Below are 19,814 nucleotides of genomic sequence, written 5' to 3'. Positions count from 1 at the left end.
CCGGTCAGTCGACCTATGATCGACCAGCCCTCGGCGGAGAGTGGGATGATCAGGCGGTGACCAGGGAAGCGCCGCCGATCCGCGACCGGATGCTGGCGGCGGCGCTCACGGTGCTCACCGCCGAGGGGCAGGCGGCCGTCACCGCGCGTCGGCTGGCCGCCGAGACCGGGGTCTCCACGATGGCGGTCTACACGCACTTCGGCGGGATGGACGGGGTCTGGCGGGAGGTCGTGGCGGAGGGCTGCCGACGGCTGGTCGCGGGCTTCGACGAGGTCGGGGTGACCGACGATCCGGTGGCGGATGTCGCCGCGTTCGGTGCCGTGTACGTGCGCTCCGGGCTCACCGACCCGGAGCTCTACCGGGCGATGTTCGCCGATCCGCGGCTGAGCGAGATCACCGATGTGCTGGCCGACGAGGCCCTCGACCGACTGGTCGGTGCGGTCGGCCGTTCGGTCGGGGTGCGGCTCGATGATCTTGACGAGCCGGCGGTGACCGGCGTCGCGTACCAGTTCTGGATCCTCTGGCACGGCGCGGTCAGCCTGGCCCTGGTCGGCATGCTCACCACCAACCAGGTCCGGCGTACGGTGACCGAGGGCATGATCAGGTTGTGCGCCGGTCACGGCGACGCCCCGGAGCAGGCCGCGGAGTCCGTGCGCCGCGGGCTGCGTGAGCTGGCCGACTTGGCCTGACAGAAACGCCACTTACACTCTGGCCCATGCCGGTGAGCCCTCTGCGCGTCGTCAAGATCGTCTCGTCCTTCCTGCTGTTCGCCGTGGTGAGCGTGGTCGCCGGCGTTCTGGTGGCCGGGCTCTTCGTACCGCTGGCGGGGCTGTCCGGGGTGACCGGGCAGGCCGCCGCCGGCCAGCTGGACGAGTTGCCGGCCGAGCTGGAGACGCCGCCGCAGGCCGAGCGGTCCACCGTCCTGCTGGGCAACGGCGAGGTGCTGACGCACTTCTACGACCAGAACCGGATCTACACCGAGCTGGACGACATCGCGCCGGAGATGATCACCGCGCTGCTGGCGATCGAGGACCACCGGTTCTACGAGCACGGCGCGCTGGACCTGACCGGCACCCTGCGGGCGCTGCTCCGCAACTCGTCCGGCAGCGACACCCAGGGCGGCTCCTCGATCAGCCAGCAGTACGTGAAGATGGTGCTGCTCGAGGCCTGCGACCTTGATCAACAGTGCATCGCCGAGGTGACCAGGTCGGACGGCCCGGAGGGTTACCAGCGCAAGATCAAAGAGCTGCGGTACGCGCTCGCCCTGGAGCAGAAGTTCAGCAAGGACGAGATCCTGGAGCGGTACCTCAACATCGCCTACTTCGGCAACGGCGTGTACGGCGTCGAGGCCGCGGCCAGCTACTACTTCTCCACCACGGCAGCGAAGCTGACCCTGCCGCAGGCCGCGATGCTGGCCGGCCTGGTCCGGGACCCGAACCAGCTGAACCCGGTCAAGAGCGCCGACGCGGCCCTGCAGCGGCGCGACGTGGTGATCAACCGGATGGCCGAGCTGGGCATGATCAAACCGGCCGCGGCGGACCAGGCGAAGAAGCAGGGCTACGACCTGCGCGACGTGCGCCCGGTCCGGAACGGCTGCCGCGACTCGGACTACCCGTTCATCTGCGACTACGTCCGCCGGACGCTCCTGCAACTGCCCAGCCTGGGCGCGACGCCCGAGGAGCGCGAGCAGACCCTGAACCGGGGCGGGCTGACGATCAAGACCGCGATCGACCCGGACACCCAGGACCTCGCCCAGCGGCAGCTGGAGAAGGTGGTCGGGCCGAAGGACTCGGTGATCGCGACGATGAACATGATCCAGCCGGGCACCGGTCTGATCTTGGCGATGGCGCAGAGCCGGCCGGTGATGGGTGACGACAGCAAGGCGGGGGAGACCTACTACAACTACTCGGCGACGCCGGCGATGGGCGGCGCCGAAGGCTTCCAGGCGGGCTCGACGTTCAAGGCGTTCACCGCGGCCGCGGCACTGGCGCAGGGCATCCCGCTGAGCAAGACCTACGACGCGCAGCCGCGGATGGACTTCACCGACCGGCGCTTCGACTCCTGCTCCGGGCCGGTCAAGACCGGGAAGTTCCCGGTGAAGAACTCGACCGCGGCCAAGGGCGTGATGGACATGCGGCGGGCCGCCGAGCAGTCGACGAACACCTACTTCGTGCAGTTGGCGCTGGACGTCGGTATGTGCGACATCGTCGAACTGACCGAGAAGCTCGGCATGGAGAGCAGCACCAAGGACCTGCCGATCAGCGCGTACGACACGATGCCGTCGTTCACGCTCGGCACGGCCGAGGTGGCCCCGATGAAGCTCGCCGAGGCGTACGCGACGTTCGCGGCCCGGGGCGTGCACTGCGACCCGATCGTGCTCCGCCAGGTGACCACGGCCGGCGGCAAGGACCTCGCGGTGCCGGACGGCAACTGCCGCCGGGTGATCCCGGCCGAGGTCGCCGACGCGATGAACGAACTGCTGTCCGGCGTGATGAGCGACGGCACCGGCCGGCCGGCCCGGCTGGACGGCGGCCGCCCGCAGGCCGGCAAGACCGGCACCACCGACGACAACTACACGGTCTCCTTCGCGGGCTACACGCCCGAGGCGGCCGGCGTGGCCATGATCGCGATCGACAACCGGAAGGTCCCGTTCCGTAAGGGATCGGAGCCGTACCGGAGCAAGGGCGTGCTGGGCTACGAGACCGACACCGGCGTCGTGCTGGAGGGCAGCGGCGGCGGCGACGCGGGCAGCCTGATCTGGAAGCCCACCATGGAGCGCTACCTGGACGGCAAGCCGGAGACGGACTTCGTGGCGCCGCCGCGGGACCTCGAGGCCGGGGCCTTGATCGAGCTGCCCGACGTCACCGGGCTCAGCATCGCGGCGGCGGTCGATCGGCTCGAGGACGCGGGCTTCACCGTCCGCCAGGTCCGTCGGCCCAGCGAGACCGTACCGGCGGGTGAGGTGATCGGCTTCAGCCAGACTGGCGGCCAGGCGCGGGCCTTCAGCACGATCGATCTGTACGTCTCGGAGGGTCCGGAGCCGGCCGAGCCGCCGGGTGATCGTTGAGGCTTCGCGCGAGTTCGCGAAGCGTCTGCACCGGGAGGAATCCGGTGCCCTCGCCCGAGTTGATCATGACCCCGCCATCCTCGAGCCGGAGCAGGTGCGGCCCGAATCCGTCCGGCAGGGCCACGGCCGTCGCCGCGGAGAGGTAGCTCAGGGAGCCGAGCTTCGGCGTCGGTGTCCCCACCGGCTGCACGTCGGCAAGCTCGCGCAGGAGCGAGCGCGGGGCCACCGCGGCCCAGTCCGGCTCCCAGGTCGCGACGAGCCGGCGCAGGATCCGCTCGGCCGGCGCGGCCGCAGCGTCGCCGGACCACGTCATCACGAAGCCGTTCCGGACCCTCGGGGAAGAGCCGCCGACGTTCATGGTGATCGAGAGCTGCTCGAAGCGTCGGCCGCGAGCGTCGTACGCCTGGGTGATCCCGAGGGGCGGGGCATCGGTGTTGCGGCGGAAGGCGTCGTCGATCAAGGTCCCGAGCTTCCCCGACTCGACCAGCGATCGGCCCGGAAGCTTGTGCGAGGTCCAGGGGACGCGTTCCTCGAGGTCATCGTCCAGGCCGGTCAGGAACGCGAGGAGCCGGTCGGTGATCCGTTCCGCTGACTCCGGCCGCGGGCCCCAGAATCCCCGCGCGATCATCGGTTCGTCCACGGCATCCGACCTTAGTGGGCCCGCGTTCCGGCGGGCCGTGTCACCCTGACCACCATGGGGTACGAGGAGCTGCCGGTCACCGAATGCCTGCGGGGGACCGATGCGGAGATGCTGGGGTTCGCGTTGGACCGGGCGCGCAAGGAGTTCGCCTGGAAGACCGGCGGCCTCGACGCCGAACAGCTCCGGCGCCGGCACCCGCCGTCGTCGATGACCCTGGCCGGTTTGATCAAGCACCTGGCGTTCGTGGAGGACGGCTTCACGGCGACCGCGCAGGGACGCCCGCTGCCGTCGCCCTGGGACGCGCGGGACTGGGTGACCAACGACGCCTGGGGCTGGGAGTCGGCGGTCACCGACGAGCCGGACCAGCTCTACGCGCTCTGGTACGGAGCGGTCGCCCGATCACGTACGGCCTGGGCGGAGCTGGCTGCGGACGGCGGCCTGGACGTGATCGTCGCTGATCCGGACCCGGACTGGTCGCGGAACCGGCGCCGGATCCTGGTCGACCTGCTCGAGGAGAACCTGATCCACCTCGGTCACGTGGACCTGTTCCGGGAGGCGGTCGACGGCCGGCGCGGCCACGGCTGGCCCGATTCCTAGGAGGGCGGTTGTAACGCCGTAGGTCCCGGCCGCGTATGGAGGGTGACGGCGGCCGGACCGGCCGTCGGGGCGGAACGGGTGCGAGGAGAACGATGGCACGCAGACGCGACTTCGGCGACTGGGCGACGGAGAACTCCGCGCCGTTGTTCCGGCGGGCCTTGCTGCTGACCGGCGACTGGCACGGCGCCGAGGACCTGGTGCAGGAGACGCTGGCCAAGCTGTACGTCAGTTGGGCCCGGGTCGACCTGGACCGGAACGCGACCGGGTACGCGATGCGGACGCTGTTCCACGTCTTCGTCTCGGACCGGCGGCGCCGGCCGACGGAGGTGACGCTGCTCGATGCCGTACCGGAGCGGCCGGAGCGGTACCGCGATCCCGACCTGCGGCTCGACCTGGCCCGCACCCTGGCCGTGCTGAGTCCGCAGGAGCGGTTCGTCCTGGTCTCGCGCTATCTGGACGACCTCAGCGTGGAGGAGGTCGCCCGGATGCTGGGCCGCACCCGCTCCTGGGTCCGCACCACCAGCCACCGCGCGCTGCGCCGGATCGAGGCCGCCCCCGGACCCTTGACCAGCTCGCTGCTCACCTGACCGAGGAGAATGATCATGGAAACCCACGACCTGCAGACCCTGCTGCGAGCTGCCGACCGGGCCGACCGGCCGGCCCCGGTGGACGCCCTGGTGGAGGAAGGCGTCCGGCGTGGTCGGCGCCGGCTCCGGGACCGCCGGCTCACCGCCCTCGGCGCGGCCGGTGCCACCCTCGCCACCGCCGGTGCGTTGGTCGCCTTCGCCTTGCCCGGCGGCGGTTCCGGCGGCGTCACCATCGCCCCGGCCGGCACCCCGAGCGCCTCCCGCAGCATCGAGCCGAAGAAGGCCCAGGAACGGCTGCCGACCTCGGCCGAGCTGCGGAAGTTGATCAAGGCCAACCTGCCCGAGGGACTGACGCTGCGGAAGGCCAGCGGCGAGGACGGCATGATCGGGTACGAGCTCGGCAACAAGGACGGCTACGCCTGGTCCGGCGGTGGCGTCCAGCGGATGGACTGGTTCGAGCCGGCTTCCTGCGAGGAAGCGCAGGGTTGCACGCTCCTGAAGGTCGACGGCGGCGAGGTCCAGATCAGTCGCGACACCGAGAAGGTCGGTAACGGGACCTGGTACACCTTCGTTCGCGACGACGGCGCCGCGGTCTGGTTCGGTCAGCGCAACGCCTTCGACGGCAACGGTCCGGTGACCCGGGAAGAGTTGCCGCTGACGGACAAGCAGGTGATCGCCCTGATCACGTCCGACGACTGGACGCCGTGGCTGGACCGGCTGCCGAAGAAGTCGCCGCTCGGTGACCCTGAAGGCGAGCAGGACAAGAAGGGCGGGAGGTAGCCGGGCGGCCGGACTGTCAGCCGCTCCTGTAAAACTAGTGATTGTGACTGACCGACGACTGCTTCTGGTGCACGCCCATCCCGACGACGAGACGCTGGGCACCGGCGTCACGATGGCGAAATACGTCGACGAGGGGGCCAAGGTCACCCTGGTGACCTGCACCCTCGGCGAGGAGGGCGAGGTCCTGGTCGACTCGCTCGGACACCTCGCGGCCGGCCAGGAGGACCGGCTCGGCGATCACCGGATCGGCGAGCTGGACGGTGCCATGGAGGCGCTCGGGGTGACCGACTACCTGCGGCTCGGCGGGGACGGGCACTATCGGGATTCGGGGATGCTGTGGGACGAGAACGGCCACGCCACCGCGCGGACCGAGTTGCGCGACGGCATCTTCTGGTCGGCCGACCTGCTCGAGGCGGCCGACCTGCTGGTGCCGATCATCCGGGACCGGCGGCCGCAGGTGCTGGTCTGCTACGACGAGTTCGGCGGGTACGGGCATCCGGACCACGTCCAGGCCCACCGGGTCGCCATGTATGCGTACCAGCTCGCGGGAGTGCCCAGCTACCGGCCGGACCTCGGCGAGGCCTGGCAGGTGGAGCGGGTGCTCTGGTCGGCGATGAGCGCACGCCGGATGCGGGAGCGGATCGCGCAGCTCCGGGCAGCCGGCGACACCGAGACCTGGAAGGAGTTCGAGACCGCGGAGACGCCCAAGATGGTCAGCTCCGACGAGGCGATCGCGGTCGAGATCGACGGCCAGGACTACGTCGACCGCAAACATGCCGCCATGAAGGCGCACGCGACCCAGATCAACCTGGACGATCCGTTCTTCACGCTCGGCGGCACCTTCGGCAGCGAGGTCTGGTCCCGGGAGCACTTCCGGCTCGCCGCGGGGAAACCGTTCCCGGGGACCGGGTGGGCCGACGACCTCTTCGCGGGCCTCGACGCCTAGCTCTGTTGCGGGCTGGTCTCGATTCGGCGCCGGGACCCCGAAATCGCCAGGAGGCAAAGGATCCGTCCCGTACTATGCTGACCGCCCGTACTGACTTCTCGGGGGCCAGCTGTGGCCAGTCCCGACCTCCCGAGGCGAGGTTCTTTTCTTGACCAGCACCATTCCGACCGGCCCCGACGACACCCTTGTCGCCACCAAGAAACCGAAGAAGCGGATCCGGCCGGCCGCGGTGATCGGAGCCCTGCTCGGGGCGATCGTGGTGGCCGCCGGCATCCTGTATGCGATCGGCTACTTCATGGCCGGCGACAACCTGCCGCGCAACGCCTCGATCGCCGGGGTCGCGATCGGCGGAATGACCCGCGCCGAGGCGACCGAGAAGTTGCGGAACGAGTTCGCCCCGACGGCCGAGCGCCCGATTGCGGTGACCCTCGGGTCCTCCGGTGAGCCGGTGCAGGACGAGCTCGACCCGGCCGCGGCAGGCCTGACCGTCGACTACGAGGCGAGCGTCACGAACGCGGGCGTCGGACGCAGCTTCGACCCGCGGCGGATCTGGCTGGTGCTGACCGGCGGCGCCGCGATCGATCCGGTGATCCTGGTCGACCAGGACAAGCTGAAGGCCGCGGTGGCTGGGCTGGCCGAGGAGCACAACCAGGATCCGAAGAACGCCGAGCTGGCGTTCGACGACGCGAAGGTCGACCTCGAGCCCGGTGAGTCCGGGATCGCGGTCCTGGACGACTCCGCCGGGGCGCTGAGCCAGGCCTACACCGAGGCGAAGGGCAACCTCTCCGGACCGGTCGCGCTGCCGGTCAGCGAGACCCCGTCGGAGATCACCACCGAGGAGGCCGAACAGGTCGCCGCGGAGTACGCCGAGCCGGCCGTCTCCGGCCCGATCACGATCAAGGCCGGCGCCGCGGGCGAGTTCACGATCACCCCGGAGATGCTGGCCGAGTCGATCACGTTCTCCACCGAGGGCGGCAACCTGACCCCGGTGCTCGATCCCAAGAAGCTCGCCGAGGAAGCCGACGACGAGATCAAGAAGGTCGAGGGCAAGAAGCCGAAGGACGCGACGGTCAAGCTCGTCGACGGCAAGCCGAAGGTGATCCCGGCCGTGAACGGCACCGGGGTCGGCGACGAGCAGCTGGCCAAGGCCGTCGAGTCGGTGATCACGAAGTCCGGCGACGAGCGGACCGCCGAGATCGAGCTGACCGGCGCCAAGGCGGAGTTCGACACCAAGGACGCCGAGAAGCTCGGGATCAAGGAGGTGACCGGTGAGTTCACCACCTACTACCCGCACGCGAACTACCGCAACGTCAACATCGGCCGCGCCGCGGAGTTGATCAACGGCACCATCCTGAAGCCCGGCGAGGTGTTCTCGCTGAACGACATCGTCGGTGAGCGGACCCGGGAGAACGGGTTCACCGAGGGCAGCGTGATCTCCGGCGGCGTCTTCAAGGAGGAACTCGGCGGCGGGGTGTCGCAGAGCGCGACGACGACGTACAACGCCATGTTCTTCGCCGGCCTCGAGGACATCGAGCACAAGCCGCACGGCCTCTACATCAGCCGCTACCCGCCCGGCCGGGAAGCCACCGTCTCCTGGGGCTCGATCGACCTGCGGTTCCGCAACAACACCGACTACGGCGTGCTGGTGCAGGCGACCGTGGACAAGTCGAAGAACTACGACGAGAAGGGCTCGATCACCGTCAAGATGTGGTCGACCAAGTCGTGGGACAAGATCACCTCGAGCAAGCCCAAGAAGTCGAACTTCACCTGGGGCCGCGAGGTCGAGAACGACTCGCCGAACTGCCAGCCGTCCGAGCCGGTCCAGGGTTTCGACGTGAACTACTCCCGGCTCTTCTACAAGGACGGCAAGGTCGCCAAGAAGGAAGACTTCTTCTGGCGCTACAACCCGACCAACAAGGTCAAGTGCACCGCCCCGGGCCGCTGACCCCCATCGACGCGTCCTGAGCCTGTCGAAGGGCTCAGGGCCGCAGGTAGCGGTAGCTGTGGTGCAGCCGGAAACCCAGCCGCTGGTACGCCTCGTGCGCCGAGGTGTTCTCCTGGGCGACCTGCAGGTACGCGTTCCGGGCGCCCTTCGCGCCGGCCCAGTGGACCAGCCCGATCAGGACGGCCGTCGCGAGACCCTGCCGGCGCTGGTCCGGCTGGGTCCACAGGCCGGAGATGCCGAGCCAGCCCCGGCTGATCTGGCCGCGGCCGACGCAGACCAGGCGGCCGTCCGCCTCGATCCCGGCCAGGCCGCTCGGTGACCGTCCCTCCAGGAGGGTGCGCAGCAGCTCGGGGTCGGCGTCGTTCGGCCGGTACGCGTGGTAGGCCGCCAGCCAGGCCTCGGTCAGCGTCTCCTCGATGATCACCCGCGGGTCCGCCGGCCGCTCGCCGAGCACCGACAGCCGGTGCACCATGACGTCCGTCGGCAGGTAGGTCTCGGTCCAGCCCAGCTCCCGGAATCCCTTCTCCTGCTGGGAATCCGCGATGACCTGGACCAGCGGCGGGAGGCCGGCACGCTCGGCGAAGTCGATCACCCGCCGGGCCGCTTCAGGGAACGCAAGGCCGGGGTCACCGACCGCGAGGCAGGAGTTGGCCCGGCCGGTGAACCCGCCGCCGGACCGCAGCCACCAGTCGCCCAGCGGCTCGGCGTGGGCCACCCAGCCGGCCACGGCGGCCTGCTCGAGCTCCTCGGCCGGGATCCGCAGCGGGTCGGGGCCGCGGGAGATCAGCGGCACCCGTTTGGCCAGGATCACCGCCGCTCGCCGTACCTCGACGAGCCGGTCGTCCCGGGTCCGGACCACCACCGTCTCCGGGTCGGCCGAGACCAGCACCCCGAGCACATCGGTGGCCGATCCGTCCGGCAGCCGATGCCGGAGCACCAGCCGGTCACCGGGCGTGGCGGCGGGTGTGATCAGTGCGACAGCGTCCACAGGGTGGGGGTCCTTCGCTCCAACGGTGCGAAGGCGAGATACTAGCTCACACCAGGCGACGCACCGCCCGCCGTCCGCGCCGCCAGCAGCGATATCGAGGAGAAGTCCGTGACGTACGTCATTGCGCAGCCCTGTGTCGACCTGAAGGACCTCGCCTGCGTCGAGGAGTGCCCGGTCGACTGCATCTACGAGGGCAAGCGGATGCTCTACATCCACCCCGACGAATGTGTGGACTGCGGTGCCTGTGAACCGGTCTGCCCGGTCGAGGCGATCTTCTACGAGGACGACACCCCGGAGGAGTGGAAGGACTACTACCAGGCCAACGTCGACTTCTTCGACGACCTGGGGTCCCCCGGTGGTGCGGCCAAGACCGGCCCGATCGACAAGGATCACGCGCTCATCGCGGCCCTCCCGCCGCAAGAGCACGACGAGTGACGGACACCGCGAGGTCGGGCGTCACCGCGCTGCCCGACTTTCCCTGGGACAGCCTGGACGGAGCCCGAAAGCTGGCCGCCGCGCACCCGGACGGCCTGGTCGACCTCTCCGTCGGCACCCCGGTCGACCCGGTCCCGGAGATCGCCCGGCAGGCGCTGGTCGAGGCGGCGAACAGTCCCGGTTACCCGTTGACCTCGGGCACCGCCGAGCTGCGGGCGGCGATCGCGGACTACCTGACCCGGCGCTGGTCGGCCGTCGGCCTGGCCGCCGAGGCCACGATGCCGGTGATCGGGACCAAGGAACTCGTCGCCTGGCTGCCGACGCTGCTCGGCCTCGGCCCCGGCGACACCGTGGTGGTGCCGACGATGGCGTACCCGACCTATGCGGTGGGTGCGCTGATCGCCGGCTGCACCCCGGTGCCCTGTGATGATCTTGAAACGCTCGGCGACCTCCGGCCCGGCCTGGTCTGGCTGAACTCGCCGTCCAACCCGACCGGTCAGATCCTGGACGGCGACGAGCTGGCCCGGCGGGTCGCCTGGGCCCGCGATCGCGGCGCCGTGGTGGCGTCCGACGAGTGCTACGGCGAGTTCGGCTGGGAGGCCGAGCCGGTGTCGGTGCTGGCACCGGACATCTGCCGTGGCTCGCATGATCGACTGCTGGCGGTGCACTCGCTGTCCAAGCGGTCCAATCTGGCCGGCTACCGGGCCGGGTTCATCGGCGGCGATCAGGAGCTGGTGACCCGGCTGTTGGCCGTACGCAAGCACGCCGGCATGATCGTGCCGCGCCCGGTGCAGCAGGCCATGATCACCTTGCTGGCCGACGATGATCACGTACGGCAGCAGCGCGACCGCTACCTGGCCCGGCGGGCCGCCCTGCGGCCGGCCCTGGAAAGCGCCGGGTTCCGGATCGAACACTCCGAGGGCTCGATCTACCTCTGGGCCACCCGCGACGAACCGGGCCGCGCCACGATCGACTTCCTGGCCGGGCACGGCATCCTGGCCGCCCCGGGCGACTTCTACGGCGCGGCCGCCGAACGCAACGTCCGGATCGCCCTCACCGCCACCGACGAACGGATCGCCTCGGCCGCGGCCCGCCTCACCGCCTGACGGCGGGCCGGCCGGGGTCCTCGGACGGTGTCTTCGGCAGGCCGAGGAACCATCGGGTCAGTTCGGTCCGGCTGGTCAGGCCGGTCTTGGCCAGGATCCGCCGGACGTGGCTCTCCACGGTCCGTTCGGACACCACCAGCCGCGCCGCGATCTCCCGATTGGGCAGCGCCTGGGCGACCAGGGCGAGCACCTCGCGCTCCCGGGTGCTGAGCGGATCGGCCACGCGTTCACCCGCCGTCAGCGCCGCGAGCAGAGCCTCCGCGGTCCGTCGCGGCCCCGGCAGGTCGAGGCGTTGGGCCTGATCGGCGGCGGTCCGGGCGTGCGAAGCGGCGCCGGTGTAGTCGCCGGTGGCGGTCAGCGCGCGGGCCAGGCCGAGGTGCCCGAGGACCAGGAACGGCCGGGCACCGACCCGCTCGTCCACCCGCAGCCCCGACTCGAACCGCTCGACGGCCGCCACCGGGTCGCCCAGGGTCAGCGACAGCTCGCCCAGGATGCGGTCGACCGCGCCGCCGTAGTGCACCGTGCCCGCGCCCATGATCAAGGTGTCGCCGAACGTGCGCTCGATCAGCTCGCGCAGCATCCGGCAGGCGTCGAGATCACCCAGGGCGATGGCCAGGTCGGGCAGGTAGGCCAGCGCCGCCGCGGCCATCACCCGGTTCGGCTCGGCGGCCCCGGGCAGCGCGGCCCGATACAGCGCCGCCGCCTCGTCCCGGCGGCCGACCAGCACCAGCGCCATCGCCAGCCCCGCCTGGCCCACCGGCGGGAACTGGCTCGCCTCGGCCACCAGGGCCGGCCAACCCGGCATCAGTTCGCCCGGGTCGCCCCGGATCACGGCCAGGAAGACCGACTGGGCGAAGTGCGTGTAGTACACCGACGCATCGCCCCAGTCGACGGCGATCTCGGCGGCCTGGGCGGACAGCCGCCGACTGCGGTCGAAGTCGCCGACCAGGCCGGCCAGGGTCGACTGCCGGCGGAGCAGGTGCCAGCGCACCAACGGCAGCCCGGTGCGATCGGCCAGCACCTGCATGGCCCCGACCTCGCGCTGTGCCGCACCCATGTCGGCCTGGTGGATCGCGCCGTCGGAGCACCAGATGTGCGCCCACAGGCGGGCCAGGGGCCGGCCGGTCTGCTCGGCCAGCACCAGCGCCCGGCGGCCGATCATGATCATCTCGGCGTCGAACCCGGGCCGCCATTCCAGCGTGGCCCGCGCCCGGAGCGCCTCCAGTTCGGCGTCCGCGTCCCCGGCCTCCACCGCGTGCTGATAGGCCGTACGCGCCCAGGGCCCGGCCTCGCCGGTCAGGTCGAGTTCGAGCAGGACGCAGGACAGCTGCGCCTCCACCCGAGCCCGCAACCGCGGCGGACCGGACTCGCCGAGCAGGGCCAGCGCCCGCCGGCACAGGTCGAGCAGTTGCTGGTTGATCGCCGGATGGGCGATGCCCTGGACGATGATCGCCGCCCGGCCGACCACCTCGCTCCGGCCGGTCAGCTCGCCCTCGGCGGCGGCCCGGAGGCTGGTCGCGGCGCTCTGCTCGAGCCGGCCGGCCAGATACTGCACCCGGGCCAGATCCAGCAGCAGCTCCGCCCGGTCGATCTCGGCCGCCGGTCCGGCCGCGAGCGCGAGCTCGAGGTAGCGGGCCGCGTCGTCGTACGCACCGGCGGCGCGGGCGGCATCGGCCGCGCGGACCGCCCACACCGCGGCCTGGCCCGGTTCGCCGGCCCGCTGCCAGTGCAACGCCACCGCGCCGGTACGGTCATCGCCGGCCAGGGCCGTCGGCTCCAGCAGCAGCGCCGCCGCCCGGTGCAGCGCGGCCCGCCGCGGCGCCGGGATCGAGGCGTACGCGGCGTCGCGGACCAGCGCGTGCGCGAACCGGACCCGGGTCCCACCCGCCGGCAGCTCCACCAGCCCGGCCGGCACCGCGGGCCGGAGCCGCTCCAGCACCGGCACCGTCTCCTTGATCATTCCCCGCTTGTTGATCATGCCGGCATCCATGATCATCGCGGTGTTCTTGATCACCCCGGTGTTCTTGATCAACGCGGGCCCCGGGACCGGCTCGGCGTTCTTGATCAACTTGGCCAGCAGGCCAGGTTCGGCCTCGGTGCCGAGGACGCTCAGCCCGGCGACCAGTTCGGCGGCGTCCGGCCCGGCCGCCCGCAGCGCCGCGGCGACCAGGTGCCGGAGCTCGGGCTGCTCGCCGACGGTCTCGTCCCAGGTCACCTGCCCGCGGAGCTGGTCGGTGGCGACCCGGGCCAGCGTGCGCAGGAACAGCGGACTGCCGCCGGACAGCCGGGTGGCATGGCGGATCGCGGCCGGGTCGGCCTGCTCGACCGCTCCGGCCAGCACCTCGGCGGCCTCGGTAGGGGACAGCGGGCCGAGTCCGATCAGTTCGCCGGCCCGGTGTGCCGGCCCCTCGGCGGCGGCGCCGGTCGAGTCCCGGTGGGTGCCGACCAGCAGCAGCGGCAGCCGCCGGATCTCGCCGGCGACCCGGTCCAGCAGCCTCAGCGTCGCCTGATCGGCCCACTGCAGGTCGTCCAGCACGATCAGCAGGCCGGGCCCGGCCGCGGCGCACTCGGCCAGCGCGTCGAGCACCGCGGTCTCGGCGGCGAACGTGGTGGCGGCCGCTTCGTCGGCGGGGCTGTTGCCGCGCTCGGCGCCGCCCGCCAGTGCCGCGATCGCGGCCGACGGGCCGGGCAGGCCACGGGTCGCCCGGGCCCAGGGCCACAGGGCCGGCATCCCCGCATCGGCCAGCGCGGCACCCCAGCCAGACAGCCCGGGGGCGTCCGCGATCAGTTCCTCGACCAGCCGGGTCTTGCCGATGCCGGCCGGACCGGTGATCAGGACCAGTTGGCCGGTGCCGGCCCGGGCCTCGGCCAGCCGACGGCGCAGCAGGGCCAGTTCGTGCCGCCGCCCGACCAGCGGGTCGGCCGTCCCCGAAACGGGCCTCATTTCCGCAGTATGCAGTACCTGATTGCGTACTACCACTGATGTGCCCGGACCTGCGGCGGGGCGACCGTAACGGCATGAAACAGAGCCTGAACCTGAGTGCCGTCGTAGGCCGGCTGTTCGCTCCGGCGCGGCGGCCGGGCCGGATCGGCGCCGAGGTCGAACTGATCCCGGTCACCGACACCGCGGTGCCGCGGCCGGTGGATCCGGCGGCGCTCGCGGCCGGCTTCGACCCGGCCTTCGTCGCTGCGGCCCGGCCGAGTTTCGAGCCGGGCGGCCAGCTCGAACTGAGCCCCGCGCCGCGGCCCGGACCGGCCGCCCTGGTGGCCGAGCTGCACCGGCTGCTCGACCGGGCCGAGACGATCGCGCGGTCGCGCGGCGTCCGGCTGGAGTCGGCCGGCGTGAACCCGTACCACTGCTGGGCCGAGGTCCCGCTCCGGACGCCGACGCCGCGCTATCGCGCCCTGCAGTCCTGCCTCGACCGGACCGGGCCGGACGGGCGCCGGATGATGCGGCTGACCGCGTCGCTGCAGCTCGCGGTCGACCTGCTGCCCGGGACCGCCGGGCGCGAGCAGTGGCTGGTCGCCAACCTGGCCGGGCCGGCGCTGACCGTCGCGTTCGACAACTCCGGTGGCGAGCGGACCCGGATCTGGCGCGGCCTCGACCCGGCCCGTACCGGCTATGACGGACGGTCCCTGGATCCGGACGATCCGGTCGGCGGCTATCTCGCCTTCGCCGCCGCCGCGCCCCGGCTGCCGTTTCCCGAGACCCGCGATGCGGCCTATCACCTGACCACCCTCTTCCCACCGGTACGACCTCGCGGCGGCTACCTGGAGCTGCGCTACCTCGACGCCCAGCCGGCCCACCGGATCGAGGCCGTGGTGCACACCGTCAGCACCCTGCTCGGCGATCCGGTGGCCCGGCGGCACGCGCTGGCCCTGCTGCTGCCGCGGGCCGGAGAGCTGGATCGCGCCTGGGCCGAGGCGGCGGCGGGCCGCGCGCCGGAGTCCGAGGCACTGCTGGCCATCGCCGGCACGGCGGTCAGCTACGGCGGTGCGCGATGAGGATCGGGTTCGTCGCCGACCCGCTGGAGCGGCTGGATCCGGCCGTCGACACCAGCGTCGGCCTGATGCACGCCGCGCAGGACCGCGGCGCCGAGGTGTGGGTGACCGAGGCGGTCCGGCTGGAGGCGGTCGACGGCCGGGCCAGGGCGCTCGCCCGGCGGATCGCGCTGGCACCGGCCCGGCCGGATCAGGGCTGCCGCTGGAGCGTGCCCGACCCGTGGTTCACCGTCGTCGAAACCCGGCCGGTCTGGCTGGACGAGCTGGCCGCGGTGTTCCTGCGCACCGAGCCGCCGGTCGACGACGCCTTCGTCGCGGCCACGTTGATCATGGACCTGATCGATCCGGCCGGCACGGTCCTGGTGAACGCGCCGCAGGGACTGCGGGAATGCAGCGAGCACCTGTTCCCGCTGCGCTTTCCTGATCTTGTCCCGCCGACCGTGGTGACGGCCGACGCGCGGACGATCCGCGACTTCCTGGCCGAGCACGGCGCGGCAGTGATCAAGCCCGTCGACGGGTTCTCCGGTCGCGGCGTCCTCCGGCTGGACCGGCACGACCCCAACCTCACCTCGTTGATCGAGATCTGCACCGCCCTCGGCACCAGAGCCGTGCTGGTGCAGCGATTCCTGCGCGACGTCACCGCCGGCAACAAGCGGGTGTTCCTGGTCGACGGCGAGCCGGTCGGGGCGGTGTTCCGCTACCCGGTGGCCGGCGACTTCCGGATCGGCCAGCCGAGTGCCGAGGCTCCGGTCACGGCCAGGGACCGGCAGATCTGTGCCCGGTTGGCGCCGCAGCTGCGCCGGATGGGCCTCCGGCTGGCCGGCCTGGACGTGATCGGCCCGTACCTGATCGAGATCAACGTGACCAGCGTCGGCGCCCTGCGCAAGGTGGACGCGCTGCTCGGCTGGACGCTCTGCGCGGACCTGCTGGACCACCTCCTGCAACCCCACCTGGAAAGGAAATCAGCATGATCACCACCCTCGACCCGAGCATGATCACCGCGATCGTCTGCATCGCCATCCTGGCCGCGATGATCTTCCTGCTCGGCTTCAACGTCTCCCGGCTGCGGGGTGTCACCGCGCAACAGGGCGGCTCGCAGCAGCCCACCGACCCGGCCAGCCCGTTGTTGATCGCGATCCGGGCGCACGGCAACGCGATCGAGTACGTCCCGGTGCTGCTGGTGCTGTTCCTGCTGGTCGGCGCCCTGGCTCCTGCCTGGCTGGCGCTGCCGTTGATCATCGGTGCGACCGCGTCCCGGGTGCTGCACGCGTACGGGATGGTGACGACGAAGACCCTGGCGGCGGAGGACCAGCGGCGGATGGTCGGCGCGATGGGCACCTACCTGTTCGGCCTCGGCCTCGCCGTCACCGCGGCGGTCGTCGCCTTCTGATGACCGGTCAGCCGCCGACCGGCCACCCGTCGGCCGCGGCGCTGCGATCGCCGGCGCTGCTCCGCTATCTGGCGGGGCAGCTGCCGTCGGTCACCTGCTCCTGGGCCCAGGTGGTCGCCCTGGCCTGGGTGGTGGTGCAGCAGGACCCGCACGCGCTCGGCCTGGTGATCATGCTGCAGTTCCTGCCCACGCTGGTGATCGGGCCGTGGTTCGGTGCGCTGGCCGACCGCTACGACCGGCGGCGGATGTTGATCATCGCCGAGTCCGGGCTGGCCCTGGTCGCCGCCGGCTACGCGATCGCCGCGGCCACCGGCGCGCTGACCCTGCCGGTGATCTACCTGCTGGCCGCCGCCTGGGGCGTGATCAACGCGCTGGACACGCCGGCCCGGCGGGCCCTGGTGCCGATGCTGGTGCCGGCCGACCTGGCGGCTGCCGCGTCGGCACTGACCGGGACCGCCATGCTGTTCGGGATGACCGCCGGCTCGGCCCTGGGCGGGATCCTGGTCAGCACGGTCGGGGCGAGCGCGACGTTCGCGATCAACGCGGCCTCGTTCGCCGCGGACGTGGTGGTCCTGGCCACGATCCGGACCGGCCCGTCGCCGCGGGTGGCCCGGGCGGCCGGGCAGGTGCGGGCCGGGCTGAGCTACCTGTGGCGGGCTCCGCTGCTGCGGTCGACCATGATCACGATCGCCCTGCTGGCCACCTTCGGCTTCACCGTGCAGGTGTCGGTGCCGATCCTGGTCCGGGTCACCTTCGCCGGCGGTCCGGACCTGGTCGGCGCCGCGTTCACCGCCGGCACCGCGGGCAGCCTGGCCGGGATGGTGGCCGCCGCCGTCCGCCGCGCGCCCGGTCCGCCGCCGCTGGCTCCGGCCGCCGCGACCTTGGCCGGGGCGCTGCTGCTCACCGCCGTCGCCCCCGCCGTGCCGGTCCTGCTGGTCGGGCTCGCCGGCGCCGGCTTCGCCTGGTCGGTCTGCATCATCGCGGCGACGGCGACCCTGCAGACCGCCGATCCGGCGATGACCGGCCGGGTGATGGCGATCTTCGCCGCGGTGCTGCTCGGCGGCACCGCCGCCGGCGGTCCGGTCGCCGCCCTGCTCGCCGACCTGGCCGATCCGCGCGCCCCCTTCGTCGTCGGCAGCCTGGCCGGCGTCGTCGGGGCCCGGCTGGCCCTCGCCGGTGGACGGCTGCGACGCCCGGCGTAGCGGTGTGGTGTGCTGGGCCCGGACTGCTGGAGGTGGAGATGGCGTACGAGGCGAAGGTGATCGCCGACTCGGTGTCCGATGCGGGGCATCGGCTGGTGACGATGGAGGTCACGTTCCCGCGGCTGGTGCTGGCGGAGTTCAACACGCACCGGGTGTTCTCCCGGAACAGCGCGTCCAGCCGGGCCATCCCCGTGAAGGCTCAGCTGGCGCGGGTCCGGGACGACCCGTTCGTCCCCGAGTCCTGGGGTCGCAACCAGGCCGGCATGCAGGCCGAGCAGGAGGTCGACGAGGTGGCCGGGAAGGCGGCACGGGAGGCCTGGCTGACGGCCCGGGACCGGGCGGTCGAGCAGGCCGAGCGCCTGCTGGAGTTGAAGATCCACAAGCAGTTGGCGAACCGGCTGCTGGAGCCGTTCGTCTGGCACACGGTGATCGTGACGGCGACCGACTGGAGCAACTTCTTCGCGCTCCGGGCCAATCCGGAGGCGCAGCCGGAGATCGGGCGGGTCGCCGAACTGATGCAGCAGGCGCACCGGACGGGCTCGCCGACCACGGTCCCGGACGGCGGCTGGCACCTGCCGCTGCTGCAGCCGGAGGAGTACGACGGGACGTTCGAGCACACCGAGCAGGCCCGGCAGGTGTCGGCGGCCCGCTGCGCCCGGGTCAGCTACCTGACCCACGACGGCCGCCGCGATCTCGACGCCGACCTGCGGCTCTACCGGCGGCTGGTCGAGAGCGGGCACCTGTCCCCGCTGGAGCACGTCGCCACCCCGGACACCGGCGGGGCCCGGATCGGCAACTTCCTCGGCTGGCGGCAGCTGCGCAAGACGATTCCCGGCGAGGACGACTTCGGCTCCTGGTCCGGCACGGCCCTGGCAGACTGAACGGGTGCCGAGCTCCGTCCAGCTGATCCGCGCCGCCGATCTGTCCGACCTCGCCGAGTACGCCTACGCCGCCACCGCGCCGGCCGAGGCGCGGCTGATCTTCCTGGCCGGGTCCTGCCCGCTGGCCGAGGACGGGACGACCGTCGCCGTCGGCGACTACTCCGGCCAGGCCGCGGCCTGCGTCGAGACCATGACCCGTGCCCTGGCCGCGGCCGGGGCGACCATCGAGGACGTGATCAACACCCGCGTCCTGGTCGCGTCGTCCGATCAGGCCGACCTCGTCGCGGCCTGGCAGGTGGTCCGGGACGCATTCGGCGAGCACGACGTGCCGAGCACCCTGCTCGGCGTGACCGTGCTGGGCTACCGGGACCAGCTGGTCGAACTCGAAGCGGTCGCGGCCGTCGTCGACTGACCCGGGTCAGCGGACGGTGATGATCACCTGACGCGGCTCGGCTGGCTCCTCGGCGGCGGACCAGCCGGCGCGTTCGTCGGCGACGCTCTGCCAGCGTTGATCACCGACGGTGACGGCGGCCACCCCGTACTCCTCGAGGTTGGCGACGGCGAACTGCCCGTACGCCCAGGCGGCGGTGTCGGACCTGCCGGTGATCGTCACGGTGTCGCCCTCGCGGCTGATCTTGACCTTCCCGAACGTCTTCTGCAGCGCCGAGGCCAGACCCTTCGCGTCGCCGGGGTCGGGACTGAGGTCGAGGCAGGCGATGGCGGCGGGGGAGTGCCCGGTCAGCGCGCTGGCCAGCGCCCGGCCGTCGGACTCGTGATCACGGTAGGCGTCCGGGTAGCCGCTGATCTGCACCGCCTGGGCGACCTCGGTGATGTCCCGCTTCTGCCAGTTCTTGATCTTGACCAGCGCGTCGTAGAAGGCGCCGGTCGAGTAGTACGGGTCCATGATCTGCTTCGGCGTACCCCAGTCCTGGGACGGCCGCTGCTGGAACAGTCCGAGCGAATCGCGATCACCGTAGTCGATGTTGCGGATCTCGGATTCCTGGTAGGCCGTGGTCAGGGCGATCGAGGCGGCCCGAGCCGGCAGTGATCGTTTCAGGGTCAGCCCGGAGATGATCGAGGCGTACTTGGCCTGCTCGAGATCGACCACCACCGACGTCTCCTCGGTGGTGATCATGCAGCTGTCCGAGATCGACGGCCGGACTCCTTCGGCGAGGCCGGAGCAGGCCGGCGCCGCGGCGACCAGGGCGATCGCCGCGACCAGCCCGGCGGTACGTTTCCCGACCATGA

At 71.9% G+C, this 19,814-nt stretch carries 19 protein-coding genes; 15 read left to right on the top strand and 4 right to left on the bottom strand.

The annotated features are described in order from the left end of the window. The first annotated feature begins 56 nt into the window (after positions 1 to 56). Both ACFQU4_RS18410 and ACFQU4_RS18405 read left to right on the top strand, forming a co-directional pair. Positions 57 to 689: a TetR/AcrR family transcriptional regulator gene (locus ACFQU4_RS18410; protein ID WP_377494505.1), complete on the top strand. Its 633-nt coding sequence runs from the start codon at positions 57 to 59 to the stop codon at positions 687 to 689. Between the two features lie 26 nt (positions 690 to 715). Then, positions 716 to 3,067, top strand: coding sequence for a transglycosylase domain-containing protein (locus ACFQU4_RS18405; protein WP_377494503.1), 2,352 nt, complete (start codon positions 716 to 718; stop codon positions 3,065 to 3,067). On the opposite strand, the gene ACFQU4_RS18400 is transcribed toward ACFQU4_RS18405, so the two are convergent. After that, the gene (locus ACFQU4_RS18400; protein WP_377494501.1) at positions 3,003 to 3,707 is read right to left on the bottom strand and encodes a hypothetical protein; all 705 of its coding nucleotides are present in this window, start codon (positions 3,705 to 3,707) and stop codon (positions 3,003 to 3,005) included. The genes ACFQU4_RS18405 and ACFQU4_RS18400 overlap by 65 nt on opposite strands. Positions 3,708 to 3,761: 54 nt before the next feature. Between ACFQU4_RS18400 and ACFQU4_RS18395 the strand changes: the two genes are divergently transcribed. From ACFQU4_RS18395 to ACFQU4_RS18375, 5 genes are all read left to right on the top strand, one after another. Continuing rightward, positions 3,762 to 4,304 (top strand): DUF664 domain-containing protein, encoded by a 543-nt coding sequence (locus ACFQU4_RS18395; RefSeq protein ID WP_377494499.1) that lies wholly within the window; start codon positions 3,762 to 3,764, stop codon positions 4,302 to 4,304. Positions 4,305 to 4,396: 92 nt separating this feature from the next. Next, positions 4,397 to 4,891 carry a sigma-70 family RNA polymerase sigma factor gene (locus ACFQU4_RS18390; RefSeq protein ID WP_377494497.1) on the top strand — a complete coding sequence of 165 codons (495 nt, stop codon included), beginning with the start codon at positions 4,397 to 4,399 and terminating at the stop codon, positions 4,889 to 4,891. A gap of 15 nt (positions 4,892 to 4,906) precedes the next feature. Further along, a complete protein-coding gene (locus ACFQU4_RS18385) occupies positions 4,907 to 5,671 on the top strand; it encodes a hypothetical protein (RefSeq protein ID WP_377494495.1) in 765 nt (254 codons plus the stop codon). Positions 5,672 to 5,714: 43 nt separating this feature from the next. Continuing rightward, on the top strand, positions 5,715 to 6,617 hold the full coding sequence (gene mshB / locus ACFQU4_RS18380) for an N-acetyl-1-D-myo-inositol-2-amino-2-deoxy-alpha-D-glucopyranoside deacetylase (protein ID WP_377494493.1): 903 nt from the start codon (positions 5,715 to 5,717) through the stop codon (positions 6,615 to 6,617). Positions 6,618 to 6,765: 148 nt separating this feature from the next. Further along, the gene (locus ACFQU4_RS18375) at positions 6,766 to 8,562 is read left to right on the top strand and encodes a VanW family protein (protein WP_377494491.1); all 1,797 of its coding nucleotides are present in this window, start codon (positions 6,766 to 6,768) and stop codon (positions 8,560 to 8,562) included. 34 nt (positions 8,563 to 8,596) lie between these two features. Here ACFQU4_RS18375 and ACFQU4_RS18370 read toward each other — a convergent pair whose 3' ends face one another. Further along, on the bottom strand, positions 8,597 to 9,550 hold the full coding sequence (locus tag ACFQU4_RS18370) for a GNAT family N-acetyltransferase (RefSeq protein WP_377494489.1): 954 nt from the start codon (positions 9,548 to 9,550) through the stop codon (positions 8,597 to 8,599). 108 nt (positions 9,551 to 9,658) lie between these two features. Between ACFQU4_RS18370 and fdxA the strand changes: the two genes are divergently transcribed. Together fdxA and dapC are read left to right on the top strand one after the other, a co-directional pair. Then, positions 9,659 to 9,985, top strand: coding sequence for a ferredoxin (fdxA, locus tag ACFQU4_RS18365; RefSeq protein ID WP_152360360.1), 327 nt, complete (start codon positions 9,659 to 9,661; stop codon positions 9,983 to 9,985). Next, positions 9,982 to 11,091 (top strand): succinyldiaminopimelate transaminase, encoded by a 1,110-nt coding sequence (dapC, locus tag ACFQU4_RS18360; RefSeq protein ID WP_377494487.1) that lies wholly within the window; start codon positions 9,982 to 9,984, stop codon positions 11,089 to 11,091. The genes fdxA and dapC overlap by 4 nt, the downstream gene beginning before the upstream one ends. Here dapC and ACFQU4_RS18355 read toward each other — a convergent pair. Further along, positions 11,081 to 14,035 carry an ATP-binding protein gene (locus tag ACFQU4_RS18355; RefSeq protein ID WP_377494485.1) on the bottom strand — a complete coding sequence of 985 codons (2,955 nt, stop codon included), beginning with the start codon at positions 14,033 to 14,035 and terminating at the stop codon, positions 11,081 to 11,083. The genes dapC and ACFQU4_RS18355 overlap by 11 nt on opposite strands. 74 nt (positions 14,036 to 14,109) lie before the next feature. Between ACFQU4_RS18355 and ACFQU4_RS18350 the strand changes: the two genes are divergently transcribed. From ACFQU4_RS18350 to ACFQU4_RS18325, 6 genes are read left to right on the top strand one after another with little or no spacing between them, the layout of a single operon-like run. Beyond that, positions 14,110 to 15,096: a glutamate-cysteine ligase family protein gene (locus tag ACFQU4_RS18350; RefSeq protein WP_377494483.1), complete on the top strand. Its 987-nt coding sequence runs from the start codon at positions 14,110 to 14,112 to the stop codon at positions 15,094 to 15,096. Then, entirely contained in the window at positions 15,093 to 16,064 is a 972-nt protein-coding gene (gene gshB, locus ACFQU4_RS18345; RefSeq protein ID WP_377494481.1) for a glutathione synthase, read from the top strand. Before ACFQU4_RS18350 ends, gshB begins: the two co-directional genes overlap by 4 nt. Next, positions 16,061 to 16,483, top strand: coding sequence for an MAPEG family protein (locus tag ACFQU4_RS18340; RefSeq protein ID WP_377494479.1), 423 nt, complete (start codon positions 16,061 to 16,063; stop codon positions 16,481 to 16,483). The genes gshB and ACFQU4_RS18340 overlap by 4 nt, the downstream gene beginning before the upstream one ends. After that, positions 16,483 to 17,685, top strand: a complete 1,203-nt coding sequence (locus ACFQU4_RS18335; protein WP_377494477.1) for an MFS transporter — start codon at positions 16,483 to 16,485, stop codon at positions 17,683 to 17,685. Before ACFQU4_RS18340 ends, ACFQU4_RS18335 begins: the two co-directional genes overlap by 1 nt. 38 nt (positions 17,686 to 17,723) lie before the next feature. Beyond that, the gene (locus ACFQU4_RS18330) at positions 17,724 to 18,566 is read left to right on the top strand and encodes an FAD-dependent thymidylate synthase (RefSeq protein ID WP_377494475.1); all 843 of its coding nucleotides are present in this window, start codon (positions 17,724 to 17,726) and stop codon (positions 18,564 to 18,566) included. A 4-nt stretch (positions 18,567 to 18,570) separates the two neighbouring features. Further along, positions 18,571 to 18,978 (top strand): RidA family protein, encoded by a 408-nt coding sequence (locus ACFQU4_RS18325; RefSeq protein ID WP_377494473.1) that lies wholly within the window; start codon positions 18,571 to 18,573, stop codon positions 18,976 to 18,978. Between the two features lie 6 nt (positions 18,979 to 18,984). On the opposite strand, the gene ACFQU4_RS18320 is transcribed toward ACFQU4_RS18325, so the two are convergent. Further along, positions 18,985 to 19,812, bottom strand: a complete 828-nt coding sequence (locus ACFQU4_RS18320; protein ID WP_377494471.1) for a hypothetical protein — start codon at positions 19,810 to 19,812, stop codon at positions 18,985 to 18,987. Between the last annotated feature and the right edge of the window lie 2 nt (positions 19,813 to 19,814).

Origin of the sequence: Microlunatus sp. GCM10028923 (genome assembly GCF_042666975.1) — a bacterium.
Taxonomy (GTDB): domain Bacteria; phylum Actinomycetota; class Actinomycetes; order Propionibacteriales; family Propionibacteriaceae; genus Microlunatus.
The sequence above is the reverse complement of the archived record's forward strand: the minus strand, read 5'-3'. Positions and strand labels throughout refer to the sequence as shown.

Coding starts and splice junctions, on each gene's coding strand:
- ACFQU4_RS18405 (WP_377494503.1), top strand. CDS start 716: ATGCCGGTGAGCCCTCTGCGCGTCGTCAAGATCGTCTCGTCCTTCCTG.
- ACFQU4_RS18395 (WP_377494499.1), top strand. CDS start 3,762: ATGGGGTACGAGGAGCTGCCGGTCACCGAATGCCTGCGGGGGACCGAT.
- ACFQU4_RS18390 (WP_377494497.1), top strand. CDS start 4,397: ATGGCACGCAGACGCGACTTCGGCGACTGGGCGACGGAGAACTCCGCG.
- ACFQU4_RS18385 (WP_377494495.1), top strand. CDS start 4,907: ATGGAAACCCACGACCTGCAGACCCTGCTGCGAGCTGCCGACCGGGCC.
- ACFQU4_RS18355 (WP_377494485.1), bottom strand. CDS start 14,035: ATGAGGCCCGTTTCGGGGACGGCCGACCCGCTGGTCGGGCGGCGGCAC.
- ACFQU4_RS18350 (WP_377494483.1), top strand. CDS start 14,110: ATGAAACAGAGCCTGAACCTGAGTGCCGTCGTAGGCCGGCTGTTCGCT.
- gshB (WP_377494481.1), top strand. CDS start 15,093: ATGAGGATCGGGTTCGTCGCCGACCCGCTGGAGCGGCTGGATCCGGCC.
- ACFQU4_RS18340 (WP_377494479.1), top strand. CDS start 16,061: ATGATCACCACCCTCGACCCGAGCATGATCACCGCGATCGTCTGCATC.
- ACFQU4_RS18335 (WP_377494477.1), top strand. CDS start 16,483: ATGACCGGTCAGCCGCCGACCGGCCACCCGTCGGCCGCGGCGCTGCGA.
- ACFQU4_RS18330 (WP_377494475.1), top strand. CDS start 17,724: ATGGCGTACGAGGCGAAGGTGATCGCCGACTCGGTGTCCGATGCGGGG.
- ACFQU4_RS18320 (WP_377494471.1), bottom strand. CDS start 19,812: ATGGTCGGGAAACGTACCGCCGGGCTGGTCGCGGCGATCGCCCTGGTC.